Origin of the sequence: Mesorhizobium sp. M7A.F.Ca.US.010.02.1.1 (assembly GCF_004023085.1) — a bacterium.
Classification (GTDB): Bacteria; Pseudomonadota; Alphaproteobacteria; order Rhizobiales; family Rhizobiaceae; genus Mesorhizobium.
This window is the reverse complement of the sequence record NZ_RZRV01000037.1, coordinates 1-24,554: the sequence shown is the minus strand read 5'-3', so window position 1 is coordinate 24,554 and position 24,554 is coordinate 1. Positions and strand designations below refer to the sequence as shown.

Sequence of the window (24,554 nt, the reverse complement as noted above, 5' to 3'; positions counted from 1 at the left end):
CCCTCCTGACCTACTTTGCCAGTTGCGCGGCCACATCAAGCAGGATGTTGGCACCGGCAACAAGCTCGGCGTCATCGGTGTGCTCGCGCGGACTGTGGCTGATGCCGCCGGTGCTCGGCACGAAGATCATCGCTGCCGGTGCGATGCGCGCCAGCATCTGTGCATCGTGGCCGGCGCCGGACGTCATGCGCCGGACGCCGAGGCCACGGTTCTTCGCGGCGGCCTCGATCAGCTCGACGATGCGAAGGTCGAAGATCACCGGCTCGAAGCGGGCCAGCTGCTCGACCGAAACCGTCAGGTTCTCGGTGGCAAGCTGCTCGAGATAGGCGGCAAGCGCCGCCTCCTCCGCCTGCAGGCGTTGTTCGTCGGGATCGCGCAGATCGATGGTGAAGACGGCGCGTGAAGAAATGACGTTGATGGCATTCGGCTCGAAGCGGATCGTACCCACGGTCGCCACCGTCGGCGCGTTCGAGGCTTTGATCCGGTCGAGCAGGAAGGTGATGGTCCGGGCGGCGGCATGGCCGGCATCGTTGCGCATCGACATCGGCGTGGTGCCGGCATGATTGGCGACGCCGTCGATGGTGATACGCTGCCAGGAGATGCCTTGCAGATTCTCCACCGCGCCGATCGGCACGCTTTCACGCTCCAGCACCGGCCCCTGTTCGATATGCAGTTCGAGATAAGCATGCGGTTTGAGGAACCCGGGTTCCCGGTCGCCGGCATAGCCGATGCGGGCGAGCTCCTGGCCCAGCACGCTGCCGTCGGTGCCGACAGCGGCCAGCACCGTTTCGGCATCGATGCCGCCGGCATGGACCAGCGAGCCCATCATGTCGGGGGTGTAGCGCACGCCCTCTTCATTGGTGAAAGCGGCGACCGCGACCGGACGCGACGGCGAAAAGCCTGATGCCTTGAGCGTCTCGATCACCTCCAGCCCGGCAAGCACGCCATAACAGCCGTCATAGATGCCAGCATCGATGACAGTGTCGATGTGCGAGCCGATGAGCAGCGGCGCCTGCTCCCTGTCCGGGCTTTGCCAGATGCCGAAAATATTGCCGACCCGGTCGATGGCGACATCGAGCCCTGCCTGCCGCAGCCAGCCGACGAAGAGATCGCGGCCCTGCTTGTCGGTGTCGGAGGCGGCCAGCCGGATCAGCCTGCCCTCGCCGTCGCGACCGACGGCACCGAGTTCGCGGATACGGCCAAGCAGGCGCTGTGCATCGATCGCGGTCATGCCGTTGCCTCGGCTTTCATCTTGCCTTCCAGCACATCGGCCGGGCTCATGCCAACCAGCTCGGCATAGCGATGCGGGTCGGTGGCACCTTCGGTGTTGATCACCAGCACCCGCGATTTGCCGTCCAGTCCAAGCTCGGTCGGGTTATCGGCCATCGCCCGGATCAGCCCGGCAAGACCAACACCGCCGCTTTCGCCGGCGACGATCACCGGATCCCCGGCGTCCGGCCGGGCCAGCCGCCGCATCACCGCGACGGCGTCGGCCTCATCCACCGTCATGAAGGCATCGGCGGCGCGCGCCAGCACCCGCCAGGCGACCGGAGAGGCCTCGTAGCATTCGAGCATGGCCATCACCGTCGGCCGGCCATGCGCGACCTTGACCGGGCGCCCGGCCTGGGCGGCTGCACAAACACAGGCGGCACGCGCCGGCTCGACCACGATGAAGGTCGGTTTGGCGTCACCGAGCACGATGGCGAGATGACCGGCGACCGCGGCGGCAATGCCACCGACACCAGCCTGCACGAAGACGTGGGTTGGCGTCCGAGAGAGCTGACGCAAGGCTTCGCGCACGATCGCCGTATAGCCCTGCATGACCAGGCCAGGAATCCGTTCATAACCGGGCCACGAGGTGTCGGACACAATGGTCCAGCCCTTCTCGGCCGAAACCTGGGCAGCTTGCCTGACCGAATCATCATAGTTGCCGTCAACGCGGATCATCTCGGCGCCATAACGGGCGATCGCGGCGATGCGCTCCTCGCTGACGCCGGCGTGGACGAAGATCGCCGCCCGCGCACCGAGGAGTTGCGCGCCTTGCGCGACGGAGCGGCCATGGTTGCCGTCGGTCGCACAGGCAAATGTCATCGCCGCGGCGACGGCCCGCACATCAGAGCGATCGAGATCGGCCACGTCGACAGGGCGACCAAGCCGGCTGCCTGCCTCCTCCAGCACCAGCCGGAAGACGGCATAGGCGCCGCCAAGCGCCTTGAAGCTGCCGAGGCCGAGGCGAAAGCCCTCATCCTTGATGTGGACGGCGCCAAGTCCGAATTCGGCGGCGAGCGCCGGCAGCGCATGCAGCGGCGTCATCAGGTGATTGTCGCGATGGCTGAGAAAACGCTCGACCGTGTCGGCGCCGGCCACGCCAAGAGTTTCGGCATCGGTTGGATCGAGTGGCAGGCGATGCAAAGCATTGCGGTTGAGCAGGAACACTGGCAGGCCTCCTTGGCATTCAGCGAGAATATATTGCAGGATCGGCGCAAGGAGCGCTGTAATATGGCCTCCCGAATGCAAATTTGTTTCGTCAGGAATATCTCATTGCCTGCAATCCCGCCCTCGCTCGACAGTTTCGATCTCGCCATCCTTGCCATCCTGCAGCGCGACAACACGACGCCGCAGCGGCTGATCGGCGAAGCTGTGAACCTGTCGGCGCCGGCGGTGCAGCGCCGCATCAAGCGCATGGAACAGACCGGCGTCATCGCCGGCAATGTCGCGGTGATCGAGCCGGCGGCGGTCGGCCAGCCGATCACCATCTTCGTCGAGGTGGAACTCGAGAGCGAACGCGCCGAACTGATCGACGCGGCTAAGCGGCAATTCTCGGCGACCCCTGAAATCCAGCAATGCTACTATGTCACCGGCGAGGCCGATTTCATCCTGGTCATCACCGTGGCCGACATGGGCGCTTATGAAGCGCTGACGCGAAAACTGTTCTTCGACAGCAACAATGTCCGCAAGTTCCGCACGTTTGTTGCGATGGACAGGGTCAAGGTCGGGTTGATGGTGCCCTTGCCCGGCTGAGCGTTGCAGGCATGGCAGGCTCCGGCTGCCATGCTTTTGCCATTCTCCGGAAGCGAATTTGTCGGGGGAGGCGCGCTTGGACGACACCACACCAGTTGCGATTATCGGTGCCGGGCCGGCGGGCCTGGCCATTGCCGCGTGCCTGCGGCAGGCAGGGCAGGATTTCGTCCTGCTCGAAAAAGAGGAGCAGGCCGCACCCGCGTGGCGACGCCACTATGAGCGCGTCCATTTGCACACGACCAAACGCTATTCGTCGCTGCCCTTCGTGCCCTTTCCCAGGGAGTATCCGCGCTATGTGCCGCGCGATCTGTTCGCTTCATATCTCGATGCCTACGCGCAACGCTTCGATCTGCGGCCCAGATTTGGAGAAACGGTGCGGGCGATCAGCCGGCGAGGCAGAAGCTGGCTCGTGGACACGACAACCGGCCCCCTGCACGCTTCAAACGTGGTGTTCGCGTCGGGCAACAACGCGGAGCCGCTGATGCCCGGATTTGCCGGCGCCGATGCCTTCAGGGGCAAAAGGCTGCATAGCGCCGACTATCTCAACGCCATGCCTTTTGCCGGCCAGTCGGTTCTGATCGTCGGCATGGGCAACACCGGCGCCGAGATTGCGCTCGATCTGGTGGAAGGCGGTGCGCGACCGACGATTTCGGTGCGCGGCGGCGTCCATATCGTGCCGCGCGAGCTGCTCGGCGTGCCCATCCAGATGATCGGCATGGCGGCTCGCCTGATGCCGCAACGCATCAACGATGCCTTGTTCCCTATCATTCTCGATCTGGCGTTGGGCAGGCTGGGGAAATATGGGCTGAAGCGGCCGCGGCAAGGAATGCTGCAGCAGATCGCGCTCTCGTCGCGCATCCCGACGATCGATATCGGTACGGTCGGCAAGATCCGCGAAGGCGCGATCAAGGTCACACCCGATATTGCCGAGATCACCGAACAAGGCACCCGTTTTGTCGATGGCAAGCATGGCGCGTTCGATGCGATCATCTTCGCCACCGGTTTCCGGCCGGGCTATGCCAGATTGCTGGAGCCCGGCGTCCAGCCAGGCGGTAGCGGCGTCAATGCGAGGGCTTCGGACCTCGGTCTTTATCTGATTGGGTTTCACAATCCGGTCACCGGATTGCTGCGCGAAATCTCGATCGAGGCAGAGCAGATCGCCGACGACATCAGCCTCCGACGAGACCGAAACAAGGCGGCTGAAATCCTGCCGGTTTGATCTGCGGTCTGCCTATCCCAGCGCAGTCGTCAGCATCATGCTGGCAATCTCCTTCGTCAGCTTGGCGGCGACAAGCGCCATCGTGTTTTAGAGATCCTGGTTTGGGGCGGGGGCGGCCCTAGCTGGAGCCGGATTTACGGTCGAATGGGAAAAACGCCAGCCACGGCCGGAAGAGCCAGAATATTGGGTGATGGTGGTGAGATGACGCAAAGCCCGCTAAAGGGTGTTGCAAAGCTCTGGTACAAAATCGTAGCTTTAAATTGGGAGTTTATGCGAAACCTCTTATTTGGTAAAAGAGAGCAAGCGGCGCTTCATGAAATCTCCCAGATATAGCAATTTCCTAAGAATTTTAGTCCTCCCTAGAATGGTTGGGGATTTTAAATATGAGACATTAGAAAAAGATCTATTCTTTAAAATTTCTGATTCGAATGAAAAACACGGCAACCTGGTAAGCAGTGTGCTTTTAGACAAAGTTAACAAGAAATTCTGGATTGAAGCTGGAGTATACAGAAACATAACAACATTTAAGGCACAGTTTATTGAAGGCAAAAATGGTAATTTTATACGTGGCTCATTTACTAATAGTGGGACATTGATATCATACCCTATTTTAATTTTAGCCTTTTTTGGATGGGTATATTTCTTAGTAACCAATGAAAATGGGGCCGATATGTTTTTCTACCTCATATTTTTTGCGGTTTTCCACCTAATAATTTCGATTTCATTCAACAACCAAATAAAAAATATTCTAATATTTCTTGAAAATGAACTTCACGTGCATCCATCCCAAAGCGAAATTATTTCGAATCCCTCCTAACTTCCGCGATACATAGCCCCCGCTGAAATCTCAACAATATTAACGTCGCAGCTATGCACGGCGCGCGGCCAATACTTGCTATTGTTGCCGCATCGCCAGATGCACGACCAGGAAATCCCTGACCGGCTATGCCGCCCTCACCCCGCCGCGCGCAGCCAGACCTTGTTGTCATGGAAGGCAGCACCGCCATAGGGCGCCGGCGCATCGGCGCCGGTCAGCACGTTGATGCCCTCGCCGCGCTCATGGGCGCTGTTTGGCCAGATGCCTTCGGCGATCACCACGCCGCGCTTGATGCCGTCGAACAGCTTCGCATGCAGCACGACTTCGCCGCGCGTGTTGCCGACTTCGACGCGATCGCCGTCGGCCAACCCAAGGGCTGCGGCATCGTCGGGATGCAGAAGCAGTTCCGGGCGGCCCTCCCTGGCCTTCGACACCGGCGTTTCCGAGAATGTCGAATTGAGGAAGTTGCGCGCCGGCGACGTCGTCAGCCGGAACGGGTGCGCCTCGTCGGCAACCTCGATCAGATCGACATGATCAGGAAATTCCGGCAGCCGCGCCACCGGGCCGAACAGGCCCATGCTTTTCGGCGGCCGATTGGGCGCTGCCTGTCCCGTCCAGTCGGCACGGAAGCGGAATTTTCCATCCGCATGGCCAAATCCCCTGATGAAATGCGCGGTGTCGAAATCCGGCTGCAGGTCGACCCACTTTTCTTCCTTCAAGCTGTCGAAGCTGCCCAGCCCGCGCTTGCCCAGGATGATGTCGATATGCTGCTGCTCGGTCAGGCCGAAGCCCGGGCGATCGGCGACGCCGAGGCGATCAGCCAATTGCTCGATGACGAAATGGTTGGTGCGCGGCCCGTCCGGCGGCTCGATCAGCTTCGGGCCGAGCGTGATGTGCTGGTTGCCGCCGCCCTTGTAGACGTCGTCGTGCTCGAGGAACATCGTCGCCGGCAGCACGACATCGGCAAGCTTGGCCGTGTCGGTCATGAACTGCTCATGCACGCAAGTGAACAGGTCGTCGCGCATAAAACCCTGCGTCACCAGCCGCTGCTCCGGTGCAACATTCACCGGGTTGGTGTTCTGGATCAGCATCGCCGTCACCGGCGGGCCGCCATAGAGCGCGTCGCTGGCTCCCATCAGCACCGGGCCGATGCGCGAATGGTCGAGATGGCGGATCGAAGGATCGCGCATCTTCGTGCCTTCCAGCACATCCTGGTTGAGCTTGAAGATGCCGGAATTGGAATGGAAGGCGCCGCCGCCCTCATATTGCCAGCTGCCGGTGACAGCCGCGATGCAGGACGCTGCATGCATGTTGACGGCGCCATTGCGCTGGCGCGCGAAGCCGTAGCCGAGGCGGAAATAGGTCTTTTTCGTCGTGCCGACGAGGCGGGCGAAGGCCTCGATCTCGGCGACCGTCAAGCCGGTGATCCCGGCCGCCCATTCCGGCGTGCGCGTCTCGAGATGCGCTTCCAGCCCCTTCGGGTCGTCGGTGTATTTCGAGAGATAGGCGCGATCGGCCATGCCTTCCCTGAACAGGACATGCATGACCGCGCAGGCCAGCGCGCCATCGGTGCCCGGCTTCAGCACCAGGCCGAGATCGGCCTGCTTCATCGTCGCATTCTCATAGACGTCGATGACGACGATCTTCGCGCCGCGCTCCTTGCGCGCCTTGATGGCGTGGGTCATGACGTTGACCTGCGTCACCACCGCATTGGTGCCCCAGATCACCACGCAGTCGGATTTCGCCATCTCGCGCGGGTCCGGCCCGCGCAAGGCGCCGGCGCCCATCATCCAGCCGGTCCAGGCGAGATTGGTGCAGATCGAACCAAAGAAGCCCGAATATTTCTTGGCGTGGCGCAGCCGGTCGATGCCGTCACGCTGCACCAGTCCCATCGTGCCGGCATAATAATAGGGCCAGACCGTCTCCGAGCCGTATTTCTCCTCGGCCGCGATGAATTTTTCGGCGACGAGGTCGAGCGCCGCCTCCCAGCTTGCTTCCTTCCAGGCGCCGTCGCCCTTGGCGCCGGCGCGGATCAGCGGCTTCAGCAAACGGTCGGGGTGGTGGACGCGGTCGGCATAACGCGCGACCTTGGCGCAGACGACGCCGGCCGTGTAGCTGTTGGACTTGGCGCCATGGACGCGGCCGATGCGCTTGCCGTCGAGCAGCTCGACCTCGAGCGCACAGGTCGAGGGGCAATCATGCGGACAGGCCGAATGGCCGATGCGGAGGTGCGCGTGCTGGTTCATTCTGCAAGACTAACGGGTTCAGAACGCCGCGTGTAGGGCCAGATGCGGCGCACGGTTTTGCCTCGGCGAGCAAGCCCCCTGCCTTCTCCTCTTTGGAAGAAGCCGATCGGCCACTCAATGCTGGGGCAGTCTGCTTCAGGAGACTTCCGCCAGGGGCACGCCTTCCAGGCAGAGCCATTTGTGCTTCCTGTTGGGCCAATGGAGAATTGCCGGAGCCGGAAATTCCAGGTCCTCCAGACAGCCGACAGATACCGACAGCGCTTCCGTCAGGCCTTCTGCACGCATGAAGACGATCGATCCGCATGTGGTACAAAATGTCTGCTCCAGCCATTGCCCCGACGAACCGGTTCGTCGCCAGGATTTCGTCTCGCCTTTCTGGGCGACTATGGCGGAGTCGGCATAGATGGCTCGGTATGAGAACGCTGCCCCGGTGCATCTCTGGCATTCCAGGCAACTGCAGGCATAGACGCGCCGAGGCTCTCCGGCGAGAACCAGTTCCGCGCCGCGACACGAGCAGGTCGCCCTTCGCTCTGTCTTGCCATCACGCATTCGCGGGCTCCCTGCCCGGACGGGGCGAGCCATTTCCAAACAGGGGTGAGAGAGATGCAAAATCATCATCCGCGCGCCCGCGCGAGAGCGCCTGCTGAAAAATCCCGTCCATTGCGCGCGGCATGGCCGCGTCAAGACCTCGCTCCTGGCATGCTTCGAGAAGATGCCGGAAGGCGCTGTAGTGGGCGCCCAATGACGCGAGCGTTGCGTCGTCGCCGGCAAAGAGGCGCGCCTTTGTCCGGTCAACCACATCGAACAAAGCGGCATCGACAACCGGCTTGAATGCGGACAGATGGCTCCTGAACGTATCCAGATCGAGACCTTCGGCCTCGGCGACAGCCATGCCCTGGAGCGCGCCGAACAGCCCGCCCCACATCTGGGTGAGCAGCGCGGTGTCAAGCGCGGAGGCTTGGCCAGGCACCTCGCCGACATAACTCGTGCCGCCACCAAGGGCAAAAAGCAGGGTCTTGTTCGCTTCGTAGACGGCGTGGGATCCTGAATACAGCAATGCGGTGTCCGGTTTGCCAATAAAATCCGGAGTCGCCAGGATCGCGCCGTCCAGATAGCCGGCGCCATGCGCTTCGATCCAGCGCGCCTCCTCCCGCGCCAAACGCGCTGAGCCGGAGGTGAGTTGTATGACGGCTTTGCCGGCCAGCGCCGAAGCGACATTGCGCTGCTTGAGCAGCGCATCGCTGGCGGCATAATGCAGAACGTTTATGATCAAGACATCGGCCGACCGGATTCCGTCCTCTACTGAAGAGGCCAACCTCGCGCCAAGAGCAGCCAGGGGCTGGCACTTGGCTGCAGTGCGATTCCACACGGATGTTGGATAATTTCGGTCGAGCAACGTTCGAACGATGGACGAGCCCATGCGGCCCGCGCCGAGCACGCAGACATTGGATTTCATGGTGACTTCTCCGATAGCCCTCTCGACGAGGGATTGGTTTGTGTTTGGCGCGCTGATCCAAAAATATATATTCTTGCTGTGTTGAGAAGTACGCACCTTGAGGTAAGCTATTGGAATCATGTCAGGAGTTGTCACATGAGGAGCAAGGAGCCAGACAGTTGCGGCTTTGCCGCCGCGATGCAGGCAATCGGCGGAAAGTGGAAAACCTCGCTATTGTGGGAATTGCACCTGCGGCCGCACCGCTTCGCCGAACTGCACCGGCGGTTGCCTGGAATCAGTGAGAAGATGCTCGCGCAACAATTGCGACAGATGGAGGCCGACGGACTCGTCAGCCGGCGCGCCTATGACGAGGTACCGCCACGCGTGGAATACTCGGTCACGACCCTGGGCATGAGTCTGAACGATGCGGTCACCGCTATGTCGGCATGGGGAAAGCGGCACGAGACATGGAAAGACGAGCGGAAAGCCGCCTGAAAAAAGCAGGAACTCGTGCATGGTCGCGGAAGAGTTTGTGATCCGCGGTCCGCTTCTAAACGCCAAAGGCGGCAATAGATGCCGGGCAGCGTCGTCCGGTCGAGCAAAATAGCCGCAGCAAGTGCATCTGTGCCACAGGCCTTTCAGCCATCTGCCGGATCCGCCGCTACTCTACACCGTCCCGGCGTTCACAGGCAATTCATCGTGCGGCTGGCACGATGAATTCGCTTGCATAGCCGGCTGCTCACTCCGCCGTGCCTTCCTCATACTCGGCCGACATAGTCAGCCATTTTTCCTCGTGGCCGGCCAGTGTCTGGGCCAGTTGCGAGCGCTCCTTGGCCAGCCGGGTCGCCGTCGAGGGATCCTTTTCGTACACCGCCGGATTGGACAGTTCGTCCTCGATGCCGTCGATTCGCTTGCGAATGCGGTCCATCAGCGCTTCGGTGGCGCGGATCTCCTTGGCGAGCGGCTCGAAGGCGGCGCGGCGTGCCGCTGCATCGCGGCGGCGGTCGGCTTTTGACGCCTTGTCGGCCTCGCGCTTGCCGCGGCGGTCGCCGGAGACGCCGGTGACCAGCGACTTGTAGTCTTCCAAGTCGCCGTCATACGGGTTGACCGCGCCGTCCTTGACCAGCCACAGCCGGTCGGCGGTTGCCTCCAGCAGATGGCGATCATGCGAGATCAGGATGACGGCGCCGGGAAATTCGTTCAGCGCATGGATCAGCGATTCGCGGCTGTCGATGTCGAGATGGTTTGTCGGTTCGTCGAGGATGAACAGGTTTGGGCCCTCGAAGGCCGACAGCCCCATCAGCAGCCGCGCCTTCTCGCCGCCCGACAGATCCTTGGCGGCGGTGTTCATCTTCTCGGTCGTGAGGCCGAACTGGGCGACGCGGCCGCGTACCTTCGATTCCGGGGCCTCCGGCATCAGCCGGCGGACATGCTCGTAGGCGTTTTCGTCCGGCCGGAGATCGTCGAGCTGATGCTGGGCAAAGATCGCCACCTTCAACCCGGGCGCCACCGTCATGGTGCCGCTCTCCTGCTTCAGCCGGCCCGACAGCAATTTGGCGAAGGTCGACTTGCCGTTGCCGTTGGCGCCGAGCAGCGCGATGCGGTCGTCGGCGTCGATGCGCAGCGTCATCTTCTTGAGGATCGGCTGACCCTCGGTGTAGCCGACATTGACGTTGTTCAGCGCCACGATCGGCGAGGCCACCGTCTTCACCGGCTCGGGGAAGGAGAACGGCCGCACCGAATCGTTCACGAGGGCCGCGATCGGCTTCATCTTTTCCAGCGCCTTGATGCGCGACTGCGCCTGTCTCGCCTTGGAGGCCTTGGCGCGGAACCGCTCGACGAAGGATTCCATGTGCTTGCGGGCGGCCTCCTGCTTGACCCGGCCCTTCTCCTGCAATTCCTTCTGCTCTGTATATTGACGCTCGAACTGGTCGTAGCCGCCGCGCCAGAAGGTCAGCTTTTTCTGGTCGAGATGGACGATCGAGTTGACGGCGCGGTTGAGCAGGTCGCGGTCATGCGAGATCAAGAGCACTGTGTGCGGGTATTTCGACACATAGTTTTCCAGCCACAGCGTGCCTTCGAGATCGAGATAGTTGGTCGGCTCGTCGAGCAGCAGAAGGTCGGGCTCGGCAAACAGCACCGCAGCGAGCGCCACGCGCATGCGCCAGCCGCCGGAGAAGGACGATGCCGGACGCCTCTGGGCAGCGTCGTCGAAGCCGAGGCCGGCGAGAATGGTGGCGGCGCGGGATTCGGCTGAGTGCGCGTCGATATCGGCCAGCCGCATATGGATGTCGGCGATGCGGTGCGGATCGGTCGCCGTCTTTTCTTCTTCGAGCAGCGCCGTGCGTTCGAGATCGGCCTTGAGCACGATCTCGATCAGCGCATCCTCGGTGCCCGGCGCTTCCTGCGCCACCTGGCCGATGCGGGTGCTCTTCGGCAGGCTGATCGATCCTGTCTCGGACGGGAAATCGCCGGTGATGGCCTTGAACAGTGTCGTCTTGCCGGTGCCGTTGCGGCCGACAAGGCCGGCCTTGGTGCCGGCCGGCAAGGTCAGCGAGGCATGGTCGAGAAGCAAGCGTCCGGCCATGCGGAGCGATAGGTCGTTGATGATCAGCATGGCCGCGCTTTTGCACCGGACATCAACGCTTCGCAAGGCCTTGCGGGCCAGTTGGCCGCACAAGGCCTCGAAACGACGCCCGCTAGGGCGCCGTCAAAGCAGCCGAACAGTGGCTTGCCTGCTCTCAGGCAGTCGCCTTGCGCTTCGTTGCCTTGGCGACAGCGGCCGGCGCTGCTGCCGGCTTGCGGCCAAGTCCCGTCGACTTTGCCAGCGCCGATCGCGTCGCCGAGTAGTTTGGTGCAACCATCGGATAGTCCGGTGGCAAGCCCCATTTGGCCCGATAGTCGTCCGGGCTCAGGCCGTAGTCGGTCCGCAGATGCCGCTTGAGCGACTTGAACTTCTTTCCGTCCTCAAGGCAGATGATGTAGTCGGGAAACACCGACTTCTTCGGATTGACGGCCGGAACCAGGTTTGGGACTTCCGCGACAGCCGCACCGGCGAGCTTGCGAACCGAGGCGCTGACGCTGGCAATCAGCTCGGGCAGGCCGGCAGCCGGAAGCGGATTGTTGCCTACATAGGCCGAGACAATATCGGCCGTCAGCTCGATAACGGTCTTATCATCGATATTTGACAATTCTTTCACCTTATTTGCGACAAAATCATCCACCCCAGCGAAGACTTGTGTCGATGTATCTCTTTAACCGCGTCCCCCAACGGACCGCCAAGCCTCATAAAAGAATCAAGAATCAGCAAAAATAGCATTCATGCAAAATCGACGCTGTGCAAATTAGAAAATCTAATACTTGGAACCAGCAGACTTAGAGGCAGGACTTTCGTCCAATATCTCCAGAATACGCTTCCAGCGGGCGCAACGCGCGAAATCCTTTTGTTCTATCGCCTTTTCGGCCCTCATCGCGGCGTAAAGCGGTGCCTCGGCGCCGAATTCATCGATCAGCCAATTCGCTTCCTGAATAGCCAGACGCTCATTCTCGTCAAACATGGTTTTCGGCCTCCGAACGTTCCACACCGACCGCGACACAACTGCCGATGACGAGGATAGCTCCGACAATGGCCGTCACCGTCAGCCGCTCGCCGGACAAGGTCAAAAGCAGGGTCGAGGCGATCGGCGTGAGATAGGCGACCACCGCGACCCTGCCGCTGCCTTCAAGCTTCAAGGCGCGCGACCAGAAATAGTAGCCCAAGCCCATCGGACCGGTGCCGAGATAAAGGCCGAGAGCCAGGTCCGCGCCGACGGGCCAGGTGAAACCGTCGCGAGCGCACCATAGAAACGTCAAAGCGACGCCAATCAAAGACGATGGCAGCAACAGGCGATCCGCTGGGGTGGCGACCCGTCCCACCATGATCGAGTAGAAGGCCATGCACAGCGCCGACCCGAATGCGGCGAGATAGCCGACCAGATCGCCCTGGAACCAGGATTGGCTGCGCCCTCCCGAAATCACCAGTGCGACGCCGATGAAGCCTACCACCGTGGCGAGACCCAACAGGGCCGGATGCCGCGGATTTTCCAAGGCGATGACTGCCACCGCGACCATCAACGGCCAGGTGTAGGCCATCAGATTGGCCTCGATGACCGGCATCGAAGCGAAGGCGATGTATTGCAGCACCATGGTGCCGACCAGACCGATGAATCCGACTGCGACAGAGATGAGCGCCGCCCCGGCCGTGACCGGTGCTACTCTTTCCCGGCTCATCAATCGGATGGCGGCGAAGACGAGTGCAGCGCCTGCAAATTGCAGGAACTGGACCTGCGACGCCGGGTGGCTGGCCAGCAGGGATTTGCCGACCAGCGCATTGGTGGACCACAACGCCACCGCACCGGCAGCGAAGACCAACGCGGATATCGAGCCGGATCCCTGCCGAAACAATCGGCATGGGATTCTATTTTGCTGTTCGACCATGATCCTGTCCGAAAACCGGTTCCGACTTTTCGGGATCTTGGTTCATTACCATGATTCCCTGGCGCCGCCCGGAACCGGTGCATCGACGGCCGCGGGCACGGGATGCTCTGCCTCGAACCGACGATAGGCCGGCAACTGGTTGGTCCAGACATCTTCGGCCAGTTCGCTGACCCACTCACGGTCGTGGTCATTGTCGGCGGCGAGATAGAACATTCTGTTGTCGTCGACATAGGGCTTGGCCACCGAGCGCTGGTTGAGCACCAGCGTGACGCGCTCGCCGAACCGGATCGGAGCGGTGCGATGCAGGACGCCCAGGAATTGCCCGAGCGTCGCGTAGTTCATCTTGTGATCGATGCGCATGACACTGTTGCGCGGGATCTCGCGGCCGGCTTCGAGAATGGCGCGGCCGGTTTCGGAGTCGTCGCAGTAGATTTCGAGGTGGCCGCCGACCAGCGGATTGCTGATCGACAATGGAATGAGCTCGGTGACCGGAACGCCATCGCAATGCCACTCCACGGCGCCGTCCTTGGGATTCATGAAGGTGACCGTCGAGCCGACGATCGACAGCGGATAGGGCTCCAGCTTGGTGCCCATCATGTCGGACAGCCGCTCCAGGCGCAGCTTGTCATGCAGCAATTCCTTGATCTCGGGGATGAAACGGTCGGCCCCGGTGATGAAGGTCAGATCGAGGTGCTTGTGCACGGCATGGCTGGCCTTGAGCTTCAGGGCAGCCTCCTCGATCGCGGCAAGCAGTGCCGGGTCATAGCCGTGCAGATATTGCGCGACACCGAAACTCGACACTTTCCAGGCGGTTTCATGGCCTATAATGGCTTCGCGGCTCATCGCATAACGCAGTTCGGGAATGGTATGGGCGTTCATTGTACTTCTCCAGGATGGGGGCAACACTTGGTAAACAGTCGATTAATTCACCCACCCCTGTAAAATTAGGAATGCTGGTGCTAGTGTAAGCCAAGCTTAAGGTCGAAACCGTGCGTCTGCTCAGTCAGGTCAACCTCAATTCGCTTAAAATCGTGGAAAGTGCTGCAAGGCACGGTAATTTCACGCGTGCCGGCGAAGAACAGTTCATTACCGCTTCAGCGGTCAGCCAGCGGGTGAAAAGCCTGGAGGATCAGCTTCGTTTCAAGATTTTCCAGCGCGGCGGCAATGCGGTCTCGTTGACGCCGGAGGGTGAGACCTATGTCTCGCGCGTTCGCGAGGCGCTGGAGCGAATCGTCGCCGCCAGCATGGAAGCGACCGGGCAATCGCAGGAGCATGTGCTAAAAATATCGGTGCTGCCGACCTTTGCCGCACGCTGGCTATTTCCACGCCTGCCGCTGTTCCAGCAGCAATATCCCGATATCGTGATGCGGGTCTCGACCTCCTACGCGACGCATGAGTTCACGGCCTCGGAATTCGATCTCGAAATCCGTTATGGCGACGGTCACTTTCACGGGCTGCAATCCGATCTGCTGTTTCGCGAAGACCTGACACCGGTGTGCAGCCGCAAGCTGTTCCACGAAGTCCTCGGCGATAAGCGGCTGTCGAAGGTGACACCGGACGACCTCAAGCACTTCACCCTGCTGCATTCCGACACCTGCACCCAGAATTGGCAATCCTGGCTTGGTTTCGCCGGCGCCAGCTTCGTGCTCAGCGAGACCAAGAGCATCTATTTCGACTCGTGCATGATGTCCTACGAGGCAGCCAATTCCGGGATGGGATTTGCGGTGGCCAACCGTGCCTATATGGCCAGCGACATCCGCGCCGAAAGGCTGGTGGCTCCCTTCGCCGTCCACCATCCCAACACGGCTGGCTGGTATTTTGTCTCTCCGCAGAAAGGCCTTGCCGCACGCAAGGTCCAGTTGTTCAAGCAGTGGGTGATGGCGGAAGCGGCTCTGACGCAGTGCCAGCTGGACAGCGAAATCAGGGGCGAAGCTTCGACGGCTGCCTGAAATGGACGTGCAATCCGTACAGCCCGCCTTGGTCGGAAAGATTGTTGAGCTCACGCCACTTCAGCAGGCACATTCGTCGGGGCTTCTGAGCGCGGCAGCGGATGGTGCGTTGTGGAACCTGAGGGCCACCGTGGTCCCCGGGCCAGACACGATCGATGGATATATTGCCAATGCCCTGGCTGGACGACGGGCCGGCACTGTCATGCCTTATGCAATCGTCATGCGCAGCACGGGAGTGATCTGCGGAAGTACGCGGTTTTGGAAGATCGATCGCACGAATAGAAAGCTGGAGATCGGGCATAGCTGGCTCAGCAGTTCGGTTCAGCGGTCCGGGGTCAATACCGAGGCGAAGTATCTTCTCCTGGCCCATGCATTCGAGTTCATGGGATGTGTCCGTGTGCAATTCACCACAGACGAACTGAACGACGCGTCAAGGGCAGCCATCCTGCGAATTGGCGCCAAGCAGGAAGGGATCGTTCGCAACGAGCGGATCATGCCGGACGGTCGGAAGCGCAATTCCGTCCGGTTCAGCATCATCGATTCCGAGTGGCCCGAGGTAAAGACGATGCTGCAGCACAAAATGCAGCGATAGTGGCGCAAGCTCTTCAACCCCGGACCGACTACGCAAAACGCCACCGGATCAGGCGAAAGCCCTGCCCTCCTCGGTCCGCTGGAAAAGCATCAGGTCCAACCCCAGGCTTGGCCGTCCCAGGATGGTCAGGATCGTATGCGCCTGGCCGCGATGATGGGTCTGGTGGTTGAAGACGTGGTCCAGCGCCGGCGCCAGCCTTTGCGAGACGGTGCGCATATCCGAGACGGTCATGTAGGTGAAGCGGCCCGTCAACGCCTTGTCATTGAGGCCGCCGACCCAATCGATGATCCTCCTGTCCTCGGCTTCACGCGCCGCCCGCAGGCCGGTCAACCCCCGATGCAGGATGGCATCCAGTGTCGTCGGCGCGTCGCCCTCGCCGGTGAAGCGCTTCATCCAGATGCGGTCGGCCGTCAAAAGGTGGTTGAGCGTGCCCATCATCGAGCCGAAGAAGGCACCGACATCGCGGTTGAATTCCTCATCATCGAGCTCGGCGGCGGCCTCATAGATGCGGCCATTGGCCCATTGATTATAGGCCGCAAACATCATGAAATGCTGTCTCATGGCTTCCCCTCGGCTCGCGTCGATGCGGGGCCTACCTAACGCTTGAAGGGCCTGCCGCCAATGACCATTCTGCTCTATGATCTCGTCGGACGCGACAGCACACGTCCGTTCAGCCCGCATTGCTGGAAGGTGGCGATGGCGGTCGCCCACAAGGGGCTCGACATATCGACCGTGCCGACGCGCTTTCTCGAGGTGCCCGCTGTCGAGGGCGGCGTTTCGAAAACCGTCCCGGTGATCCGCGACGGCGAGACGGTCCTCGCGGATTCCTTCGCCATCGCCCTCTATCTCGATGAAGCCTATCCGGACCGGCCGACGCTGTTTGGCGGTGAAGGCGGCAAGGCGATGGCTCGTTTCGTCGAGCGCTGGTCGCAACTGACCATCCATCCCTACGTGACCACCGCCGCGATCATCGACCTCCACACCATGCAGGACGAGGAGAACGCCGCTTATTTCCGCCGGAGCCGCGAGCAACGCTTTGGCAAGACGCTGGAGGACGTCGTCACCGCGCGCGACGCCGGGCTGGCGACATTCCGCGCCGCGCTGGAGCCGCTGCGTTCAATGCTCGGCTATCAGCCATTCATCGGCGGCGCGTCGCCGCTGTTTAGCGACTATATCGTCTTCGGCGCCTTGCAATGGGCGCGCATAGCCTCTCCCTACCAACTGCTCGACGATGGCGACGTGGTGGCGCAGTGGTTCGTTCGCTGCCTCGACCTGCATGGCGGGCTGGGACGAAAGGTCGCCGCCGCGGCTTGACGCCGTAAAGCAGTAACTTACTTGGCCGCCTTCTTTGGCTTGCCGGCCTTCGTGGCAGCCTTTGCCTCCTTGGGGGCGGCCTTTGCCTTGCCTGCGCCAGCTGCCTTCCTGGTTGGCTTTTTGGCTGCCGACTTGCCTGCGGCGTCCTCCTGGTCGACATCGGTGGCCGCCTGATGCCAATGGCGCTCATGATGGCCAGCCGGCTGGCCCTCCTGCACCCAAATCTGGTGTGCGCGGTTGCGAATGCGTTCCTGACGATCGTCTGTCATGGTCATGGTGTCTCCATACGGCCCGACCTCAGCGCGGCGCCGACACGCGACTATAGCAAGCAAAGCGTTGCTGTGCAGCCGTCTGAACGGGGCCGGCTTGCCGCAGAAACGCGCAGCCGTCCGGCCCTTCGCTCTCGCTCCCTGCCCTTCGGGCGTTCAAACCCTTTGAAAGGTCCACTGGACCTTTCAATCCGCCCGAAGGCGGACCGGGCTTTCACCGTTCGTCACTCGGAAAGCCAAGCAGTTGGCTTTCCGTCCGCCGCGCGGACCGTTCCTCACCCCTTGGCAATGGGCCGGGCGGCTTGTATAGAGCCCGCCACTCTCAATTCCATTCTCAGACAAGGACGACCCATGGCGCTCGAACGCACATTTTCCATGATCAAGCCGGACGCAACCCGGCGCAATCTCACCGGCGCCATCACCAGGATGCTGGAAGAGGCAGGCCTGCGCGTCATCGCCTCGCGCCGGGTCTGGATGAGCCGCCGCGAAGCGGAAGGCTTCTATGCCGTCCACAAGGACCGCCCTTTCTTCGGCGAATTGGTGGAATTCATGTCGTCGGCACCGACGGTCGTCCAGGTGCTGGAAGGCGAGAACGCCATTGCCAGGAACCGCGAAGTGATGGGCGCCACGAACCCGGCCAACGCCGCCGAAGGCACCATCCGCAAGGTTCATGCGCTGTCGATCGGCGAAAACTCCGTGCACGGCTCCGACGCACCGGAGACCGCGGCAGAAGAGATCAAGTACTGGTTCTCGGACACCGAGATCGTCGGCTGAGCCGATAGTCCAGACCTTGGATCCCGTAAAAAGAAGGCCGGCGTTTCGCCGGCCTTCTTCGTTGGGGGGTCAGCTCGCCGCGCTAAAGCGCAGGATCTCGCGGCCGTCCTTGTCCGATATGATGAGCTTGCCGGCATCGACACGGTATGACGCCGCCTTGGCCAGCGCATCGAACAGCGCCTTTTCCTCGGCCATCACCTCGGGCGCACAGGCCTTGTAGGTAGAACCGATGTCTCTGATCACGATCGTTTGGCCATCGAGTTTGGCAGTGGCGAAATAGGTGTTGCAGGGGCCGCTGCCGCCCGCCTTGCCGGCCTCGCTGACCCTGAATGTCGCTTGCGGGGCAGCAATGGCGCCGATGCCGTCGACATAGTCGACCAGCCAGAGCTGATCGAAGACCGAAACCATGGGCTCGGCGCTCGGGGTGACCATCTTCAGCATGATGGTCTGCGGCACGTCGGCCAGCGGATCGACCTGATGGCGCATATCGGAGATGAACAGCAGCTTGTCATCGACGGTGATGCGGGCTTGCAACGCGTAGGTCATCTGCGACCGGATGACGGAAGGGTCGAATTTGATCTCGAAGCTGATCGGCACCTGGCCGGCCGGCTGCACTTTCTGCTCGCCGATGATGGTGGCAGGCGCATCGGCCAGCGACACATCGGCAAGTTGTACGGACAGCACGGCACTGGGCGGCAAGGCAATGCGCTCGCGATAGATGACCTCGCCCCTCACGGCCTGTTCGGCGGCAACAGACTGGTCCGGAACGGCCAATATGCCGACGACCAGAGGCACGAAACCGAAGATGAAGAACTCCGCGATCCTGTCCAGCATGACCATCTCCCTCACCCCTGGCTGCCAATGCCCCGGGCTGCCAATGCCCCAGGCTGACCAATCCTGCCAATTGGCCAAAGGATTGCGGTCAATGCATGGCTGCGGCGGATCTTATTCGGACTGAGACCAGCGTTGCGCGGCCGTTGCATCGGCCTCCTTGGCCTCGACCCAGCCACCCTCCGAGCCGTCAGCCCGATGCTCCTTCTTCCAGAAGGGCGCGCGCGATTTCAAATAGTCCATCAGAAAATTCGCCGCCTCGAACGCCGCATGGCGATGCGCCGAGGCTGCCACGACCAGCACGATGTTCTCGCCGGGCGCGATCTTCCCGTGGCGGTGGATGGCGGTGAGCCCCTGCAATGGCCAACGCTCGACCGCTTCAGCAGCGATGCGGGCGATTTCCGCTTCGGCCATGCCGGGATAGTGTTCGAGCTCGAGCGCTGAGAGCGCGCCCTGCTCGTCGCGGCAAAGGCCTGAGAAGGTCACCACGGCGCCGATATCGGCGCGGCCTTGCGTCAGTCTGGCGATCTCGGCGGCGACGTCAAAATCCTGGCGCTGAATGCGCACGACAGGTAAGACCCCGCCGCTCATGTCAGCCCCCGGTCATCGGCGGGAACAGCGCGATTTCGCGGGCGCCCGCGATCTTCTCGCGGTGCTCGACATGTTCCTGGTTGATGGCGACGCGGATCACGTCGGGATATCGCAGCGCGTGCTCGTAGCCCTCGCCGCGCGATTTCAGCCAGCGCAGGAGATCGGCGACCGTCTCGATGCCGGCAGGCAGGTCGACATCCTCCTCAGGCAGGCCGATGCGTTCGCGCACCCAGGCAAAATAAATGAGCCGGGTCGTCATCTCACTCGTCCATGATGTGCTTGAGGCCGGCGCGGAAATAGTCGTAGCCCGTATAGAGCGTAACCAGCGCCGCGATCCACAGCAGCACCAGCCCGGTCTGGGTGGTCAGCGGAAAAATCTTGTCGCCGGCCGGTCCGGCCAAGAGGAACGCTATGGCGACCATCTGGATGGCGGTCTTCCATTTTGCCAGCTGCGTCACCGGCACCGAAACTTTCAGCGCCGCCAAATATTCGCGCAGGCCCGAGACGAGGATTTCGCGGCACAGGATGATGATCGCGGCCCACAACGACCAGCCGGCAATGCCCGCATGGCGATCGGTGTCGGCGGCCAGCAGCAGCAGGCAGGTGGCGACCAGCAGCTTGTCGGCGATCGGGTCGAGCATCTTGCCGATGTTGGAGGTCTGCTGCCAGGCGCGCGCCAAATAGCCATCCAGATAATCGGTGATCGAGGCGAGCAGGAAGATGATCAGCGCCGACCAGCGGGCAAAGTCGCTCGACTTCAGATGTCCTTCGAGAAAAAAGCATAGCACCACCAGCGGCACCGCGACGATGCGGGCGTAGGTGAGCATATTGGGCAGGTTGAACGCGCGCTTGGCCATATCTGGGAAACTCTTTCTGCCTGCCTACTCAAATCAGAAGCGAATGTAGGGGGTCAACAGGCGAGAATCGATTGACCAGACGAAAATAGCATCCTTGCTGTCAGCTCTCATGGAAATGATTGTAGACCAGTTTCGCCACCTGCTCGGAAATACCGTCGACTTTCCTCAAATCCTCGATGGCGGCGCGGCTGACCGCCTTGGCGGTGCCGAAGGCCAACAACAAGGCGCGTTTGCGGCCTGGACCGATACCGCTGATCTCGTCGAGCGGGCTCTTGACCATCTCCTTCTTGCGGCGCGCCCGATGCGAACCGATCGCGAAACGATGGACCTCATCGCGCAGCCGCTGGACGAAATAGAGCACGGGATCGCGAACCGGCAGCGAAAACGAGTCCCTGCCTTTGACGAAGAACCGTTCGCGGCCGGCGTCGCGGTCCTGGCCCTTGGCGATGCCGATGGCAACCACGCGGTCCTCGATGCCGAGATCCGAAAGGATCTTGCGCACCGCGGTCATCTGGCCCTGGCCACCGTCAATCAGGATGACATCGGGCCAGGCCGGGAAGCTGCCGGAGATATCGTCCTCCATATCGTCTGCCGAACCATCAACTGCATCGCCAGCCGGGACATCGCCATGCTCCTTGAGCAACCGCGAAAACCGTCGCTCCATCACCTCGCGCATCATGCCGAAATCGTCACCAGGCGTGATCTCGGTCGAGCGGATGTTGAATTTCCGGTACTGATTCTTCACAAAACCTTCCGGCCCGGCGACGACCATGGCGCCAACGGCATTGGTGCCCATGATGTGCGAATTGTCGTAGACCTCGATGCGCACCGGCGGCTTCGGCAGGCCGAATGTCTCGGCGAAACCCGCAAGCAGGCGTCCCTGGGTGGAGGTTTCAGCCAGCCGGCGTCCGAGCGCCTCGCGGGCATTCTGCAGGGCGTTGTCGGTCAGGTCCTTCTTCTCGCCACGCTGCGGCACGGAGATCGCGACCTTGCGGCCGGCGCGGGTGGAGAGCGCCTCGGCCAATAGTTCCTGATCCTCGACGCCATGCGACAGAAGAATGTTCCGCGGCGTCGGCTTGTCGTCATAGAACTGCGCCAGGAACGAACCCAACACCTCGGCTGCTTCCAACGCCGGATCGGCCTTGGGGAAATAGGCGCGGTTGCCCCAGTTCTGGCCGGTGCGGAAGAAGAACACCTGGATGCAGACCTGGCCGCCTTCCTGATGGATGGCGAAGACATCGGCTTCGTCGACGGTAGCCGGATTGATGCCCTGGTGGCTCTGCACATGCGACAGGGCCGCAAGTCGATCGCGATAGATCGCGGCGCGCTCGAAATCGAGAGCTTCCGACGCCTGCTGCATGGCGGCGGAGATTTCCGTCTTCACCTTTTGGCTGCGGCCGGACAAGAAGTCCTTCGCCTCATTGACCAGTTCGGCATAGTCCTGGTGCGAAACCTCTCCGGTGCAGGGGCCGGCGCAGCGCTTGATCTGATAAAGCAGGCATGGCCGCGTGCGGTTCTCGTAGAACGAGTTGGTGCAACTCCTGAGCAGGAAGGCGCGCTGCAGGGAGTTGATGGTGCGGCCAACGGCACCGGCCGAGGCGAAGGGCCCAAAATAATCGCCTTTGCGCGAGCGCGCGCCGCGATGCTTGTAGATGCCGGGCGAGACATGGTCGCCGGTCAAGAGGATATAGGGAAACGACTTGTCGTCGCGCATCAGGACGTTGAAGCGCGGCCGCAAGCGCTTGATAAGGTTGGCTTCGAGCAGCAGCGCTTCGATCTCGGTGCGGGTGACGACGAACTCCATCGTCGACGTTTCGCGCACCATGCGGCCGATGCGGGTGGTGTGGAAGCGGCCTTGCGCGTAGTTGGTGACGCGCTTCTTCAGGCTGCGCGCCTTGCCGACATAGAGCACATCGCCGGCAGCGTTCATCATGCGGTAGACGCCGGGCGCGTTGGGCAGCCGCTTGACCAGCGTCTGGATCACCTCGGCGCCGATCATGCCTTCCGCGTCGCCGGCATGCGGCGTCCAGTCGATGGCGGTGAAGGCGACATCGGGACCGACGGTTTCAACGATCTCCTCGACTGCCTCGTCCTCGACGTCGATATCGGGGGGCAGATCGTCGGCGCCGCCGCGCGGCTTGCTTTTGTGGTCTACGGGACTCATTCCGTCATGCCTGTCACATCGGGCGTCTGCCACGCAAGATGCTGGCCGCCATCAAGCGCGATCATCTGGCCGGTGACCGAGCGCGCTTCCCAGAGATAGCGGATCGTGGCGCCGAATTCCGGCAAATCCGGGCCGCGCTTCAGGACCAAGCCATCGACTTGGGCTGCAAAATCGCTGTCATCCTGACGCGCGTTCTTCAGGGTCGGCCCCGGGCCGATGGCATTGACGCGGATGCTGGGGCCGAGCGCTTGCGCCATCATCTGCGTGGCCGTCCACAGCGTCGACTTGGACAGCGCATAGGAGAAGTAGCGCGGCGTCGGCCGCCAGACGCGCTGATCGATCATGTTGACGATCAGGCCCTCCTGCCCTGCCGGCAACGCCCGGGCGAAATTCTGCGCCAGGAGCGCGGGCGCTTTCACATGGACGGCAAAGTGCCGGTCCCAGGCCCGCCACTCGAAATCCAGAACCGAATCGTCCTCGAACAGCGACGCATTGTTGACCAGCAGCGGAATCGGTCCGAGCGCTGCTTGCGCCTGGCCGACGAGATCGCCAACGGCGTCCATATCGGTCAGGTCGGCGGCGACCACGGCGGCACGGCCACCTCCGGCGATGATTTCGGCAGCCAACACATCGGCCTGGGTGCGCGAGCGGTTGCAATGAATGGCGACGGCAAAACCGTGGGCGGCGAGATCCTCGACGATCGCCCTGCCGATCCGCCTGGCCCCGCCCGTCACCAGCGCCGTGACAGTGGCTTTGCTCATATGGTGTCAATCCTCAATTTCGGGCCGAAAAAGCAGTGCCGGCGAAATATGGCCCGGCATGCGTTAAATGGTGTTCGCACCTTGGGCAGCATTGTGGCGAAACGGCCGTTTGGACATCCCGGCCCGCCCTGGACTCGGGCGCGCCCGACCGCAATATAGGGTGCTGGAGTCCTTGCACCAAGCGGTGTGCAGCGCAGCACGGGATGGTTCCTGCCATTTCGCTGTTGCGAAGATGCAACGTCAAGGTTCTGCCTCATTCGTGCCGGGGAATGACCCAAGTTCAGGTTCGCTTCAGCCGCATTTTGACACGACATTTGGAACCGACGAACGCCAGATCCGTTTCACCCCCCGGACGGGTAGATGGCGATCGTGAGAAACAAGCCTGTGTCCTGTGGCTTAAGGAGTAAAGAACAATGCAAGCCAATCTCAAATTCGCACGGCCGCTGGCCGTTGCGCTCGGCCTCTTCGCCCTCAGCGGAACTGCCTATGCTGCTGACGTGGTTTCGGAAGAGCCGCCGGCACCTGCGCCGATCGCTGAACTTCCGGTCGCTTCGTGGGCCGGCCCCTACGCCGGTCTCAACGTCGGCTATGGCTTCAGCGGCCGGACCAAGGAAAAGGATTTCGACGTTGAAACCGATACCAAGGGTTTCGTCGGCAGTGTCTTCGGCGGCTATCAGTGGCAGCAGGAGAACTTCGTCTACGGCGCTGAAGCCGAACTCGGCTACAACGGCGTCAAGGGCGACGACAACGGCATCGACTCCAAGGCCGGCTTTGAAGGTTCGCTGCGTGCCCGTCTCGGCTACGCGGTCAGCCCAGAAATCCTGCTCTATGGCACCGGCGGTCTCGCCGGCAGAAGCCTGAAGGTGGAAGACACCGTCCTTGGGGCCAGCGATCGCGCAACGATGCTCGGCTGGACCGCCGGTGTTGGCACCGACATCAAGTTGACCGACAATGTCTTCGGCCGCGTCGAGTACCGCTACACCGACTTCGGCAGCAAGAGCTTCGACGGCATCGGCAAGGTCAAGGCCACCGACAACCGCGTCACCTTCGGCGTCGGTATGAAGTTCTAAGTCGTTCAAGCCACGACACGAAAAAGCCGGGCCTCGCGCCCTAATGCAGTTCACTTAAGTTGGGCTGGATGAGGATCTGGTAAGACCTATCGAACAGGATGGAGATTCGTTTCCATCCTGTTCGTGTTTTGAGATGCCAGGTCGCATAGGACATACAGCCGATTTATC

27 protein-coding genes are annotated in these 24,554 nt (G+C 61.7%); 9 read left to right on the top strand and 18 right to left on the bottom strand.

The window, feature by feature from the left end; all coding sequences use genetic code 11:
* Nucleotides 1-10: 10 nt before the first annotated feature.
* Nucleotides 11-1,231, bottom strand: coding sequence for a Zn-dependent hydrolase (locus EOA19_RS27285; RefSeq protein WP_128305359.1), 1,221 nt, complete (start codon nt 1,229-1,231; stop codon nt 11-13).
* Entirely contained in the window at nt 1,228-2,436 is a 1,209-nt protein-coding gene (locus EOA19_RS27280) for a diaminopropionate ammonia-lyase (RefSeq protein ID WP_128305358.1), read from the bottom strand. The genes EOA19_RS27285 and EOA19_RS27280 overlap by 4 nt, the downstream gene beginning before the upstream one ends.
* 105 nt (nt 2,437-2,541) lie before the next feature.
* On the opposite strand from EOA19_RS27280, the gene EOA19_RS27275 reads away from it, so the two are divergent.
* The 3 genes from EOA19_RS27275 (at nt 2,542) to EOA19_RS27265 (ending at nt 5,057) form a co-directional block, all read left to right on the top strand.
* The gene (locus tag EOA19_RS27275; protein WP_128305357.1) at nt 2,542-3,021 is read left to right on the top strand and encodes an Lrp/AsnC family transcriptional regulator; all 480 of its coding nucleotides are present in this window, start codon (nt 2,542-2,544) and stop codon (nt 3,019-3,021) included.
* Nucleotides 3,022-3,097: 76 nt separating this feature from the next.
* Nucleotides 3,098-4,240, top strand: a complete 1,143-nt coding sequence (locus EOA19_RS27270) for an NAD(P)/FAD-dependent oxidoreductase (RefSeq protein ID WP_128305356.1) — start codon at nt 3,098-3,100, stop codon at nt 4,238-4,240.
* 313 nt (nt 4,241-4,553) lie between these two features.
* Nucleotides 4,554-5,057, top strand: a complete 504-nt coding sequence (locus tag EOA19_RS27265) for a hypothetical protein (RefSeq protein ID WP_128305355.1) — start codon at nt 4,554-4,556, stop codon at nt 5,055-5,057.
* Between the two features lie 137 nt (nt 5,058-5,194).
* Here EOA19_RS27265 and EOA19_RS27260 read toward each other — a convergent pair whose 3' ends face one another.
* The 3 genes from EOA19_RS27260 to EOA19_RS27250 all read right to left on the bottom strand — a co-directional run bounded on the left by EOA19_RS27260 (nt 5,195) and on the right by EOA19_RS27250 (nt 8,759).
* A complete protein-coding gene (locus EOA19_RS27260) occupies nt 5,195-7,303 on the bottom strand; it encodes a molybdopterin oxidoreductase family protein (RefSeq protein WP_023812610.1) in 2,109 nt (702 codons plus the stop codon).
* A 135-nt stretch (nt 7,304-7,438) separates the two neighbouring features.
* A complete protein-coding gene (locus tag EOA19_RS27255) occupies nt 7,439-7,852 on the bottom strand; it encodes a GFA family protein (RefSeq protein ID WP_031213540.1) in 414 nt (137 codons plus the stop codon).
* A complete protein-coding gene (locus EOA19_RS27250) occupies nt 7,845-8,759 on the bottom strand; it encodes an NAD(P)-binding domain-containing protein (protein WP_128305354.1) in 915 nt (304 codons plus the stop codon). Before EOA19_RS27250 ends, EOA19_RS27255 begins: the two co-directional genes overlap by 8 nt.
* 135 nt (nt 8,760-8,894) lie before the next feature.
* Here EOA19_RS27250 and EOA19_RS27245 point away from each other — a divergent pair, with 135 nt between their 5' ends.
* A complete protein-coding gene (locus tag EOA19_RS27245) occupies nt 8,895-9,233 on the top strand; it encodes a helix-turn-helix domain-containing protein (protein WP_023812614.1) in 339 nt (112 codons plus the stop codon).
* Between the two features lie 244 nt (nt 9,234-9,477).
* Here the strand turns inward: EOA19_RS27245 and EOA19_RS27240 are convergent, their stop codons facing one another.
* From EOA19_RS27240 to EOA19_RS35430, 5 genes are all read right to left on the bottom strand, one after another.
* The gene (locus EOA19_RS27240; RefSeq protein WP_023812615.1) at nt 9,478-11,355 is read right to left on the bottom strand and encodes an ABC-F family ATP-binding cassette domain-containing protein; all 1,878 of its coding nucleotides are present in this window, start codon (nt 11,353-11,355) and stop codon (nt 9,478-9,480) included.
* Between the two features lie 124 nt (nt 11,356-11,479).
* A complete protein-coding gene (locus EOA19_RS27235; protein WP_023812616.1) occupies nt 11,480-11,929 on the bottom strand; it encodes a MucR family transcriptional regulator in 450 nt (149 codons plus the stop codon).
* Between the two features lie 162 nt (nt 11,930-12,091).
* Entirely contained in the window at nt 12,092-12,295 is a 204-nt protein-coding gene (locus EOA19_RS27230) for a hypothetical protein (protein ID WP_023812617.1), read from the bottom strand.
* Entirely contained in the window at nt 12,288-13,214 is a 927-nt protein-coding gene (locus EOA19_RS27225) for a DMT family transporter (RefSeq protein ID WP_128305353.1), read from the bottom strand. Before EOA19_RS27225 ends, EOA19_RS27230 begins: the two co-directional genes overlap by 8 nt.
* A 45-nt stretch (nt 13,215-13,259) precedes the next feature.
* A complete protein-coding gene (locus EOA19_RS35430; RefSeq protein ID WP_023812619.1) occupies nt 13,260-14,093 on the bottom strand; it encodes a hypothetical protein in 834 nt (277 codons plus the stop codon).
* Between the two features lie 110 nt (nt 14,094-14,203).
* On the opposite strand from EOA19_RS35430, the gene EOA19_RS27210 reads away from it, so the two are divergent.
* Nucleotides 14,204-15,163 (top strand): LysR substrate-binding domain-containing protein, encoded by a 960-nt coding sequence (locus EOA19_RS27210; protein ID WP_023812620.1) that lies wholly within the window; start codon nt 14,204-14,206, stop codon nt 15,161-15,163.
* A 1-nt stretch (nt 15,164) separates the two neighbouring features.
* Nucleotides 15,165-15,755, top strand: a complete 591-nt coding sequence (locus EOA19_RS27205) for a GNAT family protein (protein WP_206535255.1) — start codon at nt 15,165-15,167, stop codon at nt 15,753-15,755.
* 48 nt (nt 15,756-15,803) lie between these two features.
* Here the strand turns inward: EOA19_RS27205 and EOA19_RS27200 are convergent, their stop codons facing one another.
* Nucleotides 15,804-16,316 (bottom strand): DinB family protein, encoded by a 513-nt coding sequence (locus EOA19_RS27200; protein ID WP_023812622.1) that lies wholly within the window; start codon nt 16,314-16,316, stop codon nt 15,804-15,806.
* Between the two features lie 60 nt (nt 16,317-16,376).
* Between EOA19_RS27200 and EOA19_RS27195 the strand changes: the two genes are divergently transcribed.
* Nucleotides 16,377-17,069 carry a glutathione S-transferase family protein gene (locus EOA19_RS27195; protein ID WP_128305352.1) on the top strand — a complete coding sequence of 231 codons (693 nt, stop codon included), beginning with the start codon at nt 16,377-16,379 and terminating at the stop codon, nt 17,067-17,069.
* Between the two features lie 17 nt (nt 17,070-17,086).
* Here the strand turns inward: EOA19_RS27195 and EOA19_RS27190 are convergent, their stop codons facing one another.
* Nucleotides 17,087-17,344 carry a DUF2934 domain-containing protein gene (locus tag EOA19_RS27190; RefSeq protein WP_023812624.1) on the bottom strand — a complete coding sequence of 86 codons (258 nt, stop codon included), beginning with the start codon at nt 17,342-17,344 and terminating at the stop codon, nt 17,087-17,089.
* 345 nt (nt 17,345-17,689) lie between these two features.
* Here EOA19_RS27190 and ndk point away from each other — a divergent pair, with 345 nt between their 5' ends.
* Nucleotides 17,690-18,112, top strand: a complete 423-nt coding sequence (ndk, locus tag EOA19_RS27185) for a nucleoside-diphosphate kinase (RefSeq protein WP_013532476.1) — start codon at nt 17,690-17,692, stop codon at nt 18,110-18,112.
* A gap of 69 nt (nt 18,113-18,181) precedes the next feature.
* Here ndk and EOA19_RS27180 read toward each other — a convergent pair whose 3' ends face one another.
* The 6 genes from EOA19_RS27180 to EOA19_RS27155 all read right to left on the bottom strand — a co-directional run bounded on the left by EOA19_RS27180 (nt 18,182) and on the right by EOA19_RS27155 (nt 23,316).
* Complete coding sequence (locus EOA19_RS27180) at nt 18,182-18,946, bottom strand: YbaY family lipoprotein (protein WP_023812625.1); 765 nt, start codon at nt 18,944-18,946, stop codon at nt 18,182-18,184.
* A gap of 111 nt (nt 18,947-19,057) precedes the next feature.
* Nucleotides 19,058-19,534 (bottom strand): molybdenum cofactor biosynthesis protein MoaE, encoded by a 477-nt coding sequence (locus tag EOA19_RS27175; RefSeq protein ID WP_023812626.1) that lies wholly within the window; start codon nt 19,532-19,534, stop codon nt 19,058-19,060.
* A 1-nt stretch (nt 19,535) separates the two neighbouring features.
* Nucleotides 19,536-19,793 carry a molybdopterin converting factor subunit 1 gene (moaD, locus tag EOA19_RS27170; protein WP_023812627.1) on the bottom strand — a complete coding sequence of 86 codons (258 nt, stop codon included), beginning with the start codon at nt 19,791-19,793 and terminating at the stop codon, nt 19,536-19,538.
* A gap of 1 nt (nt 19,794) precedes the next feature.
* Nucleotides 19,795-20,391, bottom strand: a complete 597-nt coding sequence (gene pgsA / locus EOA19_RS27165; protein ID WP_023673449.1) for a CDP-diacylglycerol--glycerol-3-phosphate 3-phosphatidyltransferase — start codon at nt 20,389-20,391, stop codon at nt 19,795-19,797.
* Between the two features lie 100 nt (nt 20,392-20,491).
* Nucleotides 20,492-22,555 carry an excinuclease ABC subunit UvrC gene (gene uvrC, locus EOA19_RS27160; protein WP_023812628.1) on the bottom strand — a complete coding sequence of 688 codons (2,064 nt, stop codon included), beginning with the start codon at nt 22,553-22,555 and terminating at the stop codon, nt 20,492-20,494.
* On the bottom strand, nt 22,552-23,316 hold the full coding sequence (locus tag EOA19_RS27155; protein WP_023812629.1) for an SDR family oxidoreductase: 765 nt from the start codon (nt 23,314-23,316) through the stop codon (nt 22,552-22,554). Before EOA19_RS27155 ends, uvrC begins: the two co-directional genes overlap by 4 nt.
* 413 nt (nt 23,317-23,729) lie before the next feature.
* Here EOA19_RS27155 and EOA19_RS27150 point away from each other — a divergent pair, with 413 nt between their 5' ends.
* Entirely contained in the window at nt 23,730-24,386 is a 657-nt protein-coding gene (locus tag EOA19_RS27150; protein ID WP_023812630.1) for an outer membrane protein, read from the top strand.
* Nucleotides 24,387-24,554: the final 168 nt, after the last annotated feature.

Coding starts and splice junctions, on each gene's coding strand:
- EOA19_RS27205 (WP_206535255.1), top strand. CDS start 15,165: ATGGACGTGCAATCCGTACAGCCCGCCTTGGTCGGAAAGATTGTTGAG.
- EOA19_RS27150 (WP_023812630.1), top strand. CDS start 23,730: ATGCAAGCCAATCTCAAATTCGCACGGCCGCTGGCCGTTGCGCTCGGC.
- EOA19_RS27200 (WP_023812622.1), bottom strand. CDS start 16,316: ATGAGACAGCATTTCATGATGTTTGCGGCCTATAATCAATGGGCCAAT.
- EOA19_RS27245 (WP_023812614.1), top strand. CDS start 8,895: ATGAGGAGCAAGGAGCCAGACAGTTGCGGCTTTGCCGCCGCGATGCAG.
- EOA19_RS27175 (WP_023812626.1), bottom strand. CDS start 19,534: ATGAGCGGCGGGGTCTTACCTGTCGTGCGCATTCAGCGCCAGGATTTT.
- EOA19_RS27190 (WP_023812624.1), bottom strand. CDS start 17,344: ATGACCATGACAGACGATCGTCAGGAACGCATTCGCAACCGCGCACAC.
- uvrC (WP_023812628.1), bottom strand. CDS start 22,555: ATGAGTCCCGTAGACCACAAAAGCAAGCCGCGCGGCGGCGCCGACGAT.
- ndk (WP_013532476.1), top strand. CDS start 17,690: ATGGCGCTCGAACGCACATTTTCCATGATCAAGCCGGACGCAACCCGG.
- pgsA (WP_023673449.1), bottom strand. CDS start 20,391: ATGGCCAAGCGCGCGTTCAACCTGCCCAATATGCTCACCTACGCCCGC.
- moaD (WP_023812627.1), bottom strand. CDS start 19,793: ATGACGACCCGGCTCATTTATTTTGCCTGGGTGCGCGAACGCATCGGC.
- EOA19_RS27255 (WP_031213540.1), bottom strand. CDS start 7,852: ATGCGTGATGGCAAGACAGAGCGAAGGGCGACCTGCTCGTGTCGCGGC.
- EOA19_RS27195 (WP_128305352.1), top strand. CDS start 16,377: ATGACCATTCTGCTCTATGATCTCGTCGGACGCGACAGCACACGTCCG.
- EOA19_RS27260 (WP_023812610.1), bottom strand. CDS start 7,303: ATGAACCAGCACGCGCACCTCCGCATCGGCCATTCGGCCTGTCCGCAT.
- EOA19_RS27265 (WP_128305355.1), top strand. CDS start 4,554: ATGAAATCTCCCAGATATAGCAATTTCCTAAGAATTTTAGTCCTCCCT.
- EOA19_RS27240 (WP_023812615.1), bottom strand. CDS start 11,355: ATGCTGATCATCAACGACCTATCGCTCCGCATGGCCGGACGCTTGCTT.
- EOA19_RS27180 (WP_023812625.1), bottom strand. CDS start 18,946: ATGCTGGACAGGATCGCGGAGTTCTTCATCTTCGGTTTCGTGCCTCTG.
- EOA19_RS27225 (WP_128305353.1), bottom strand. CDS start 13,214: ATGGTCGAACAGCAAAATAGAATCCCATGCCGATTGTTTCGGCAGGGA.
- EOA19_RS35430 (WP_023812619.1), bottom strand. CDS start 14,093: ATGAACGCCCATACCATTCCCGAACTGCGTTATGCGATGAGCCGCGAA.
- EOA19_RS27230 (WP_023812617.1), bottom strand. CDS start 12,295: ATGTTTGACGAGAATGAGCGTCTGGCTATTCAGGAAGCGAATTGGCTG.
- EOA19_RS27155 (WP_023812629.1), bottom strand. CDS start 23,316: ATGAGCAAAGCCACTGTCACGGCGCTGGTGACGGGCGGGGCCAGGCGG.
- EOA19_RS27285 (WP_128305359.1), bottom strand. CDS start 1,231: ATGACCGCGATCGATGCACAGCGCCTGCTTGGCCGTATCCGCGAACTC.
- EOA19_RS27250 (WP_128305354.1), bottom strand. CDS start 8,759: ATGAAATCCAATGTCTGCGTGCTCGGCGCGGGCCGCATGGGCTCGTCC.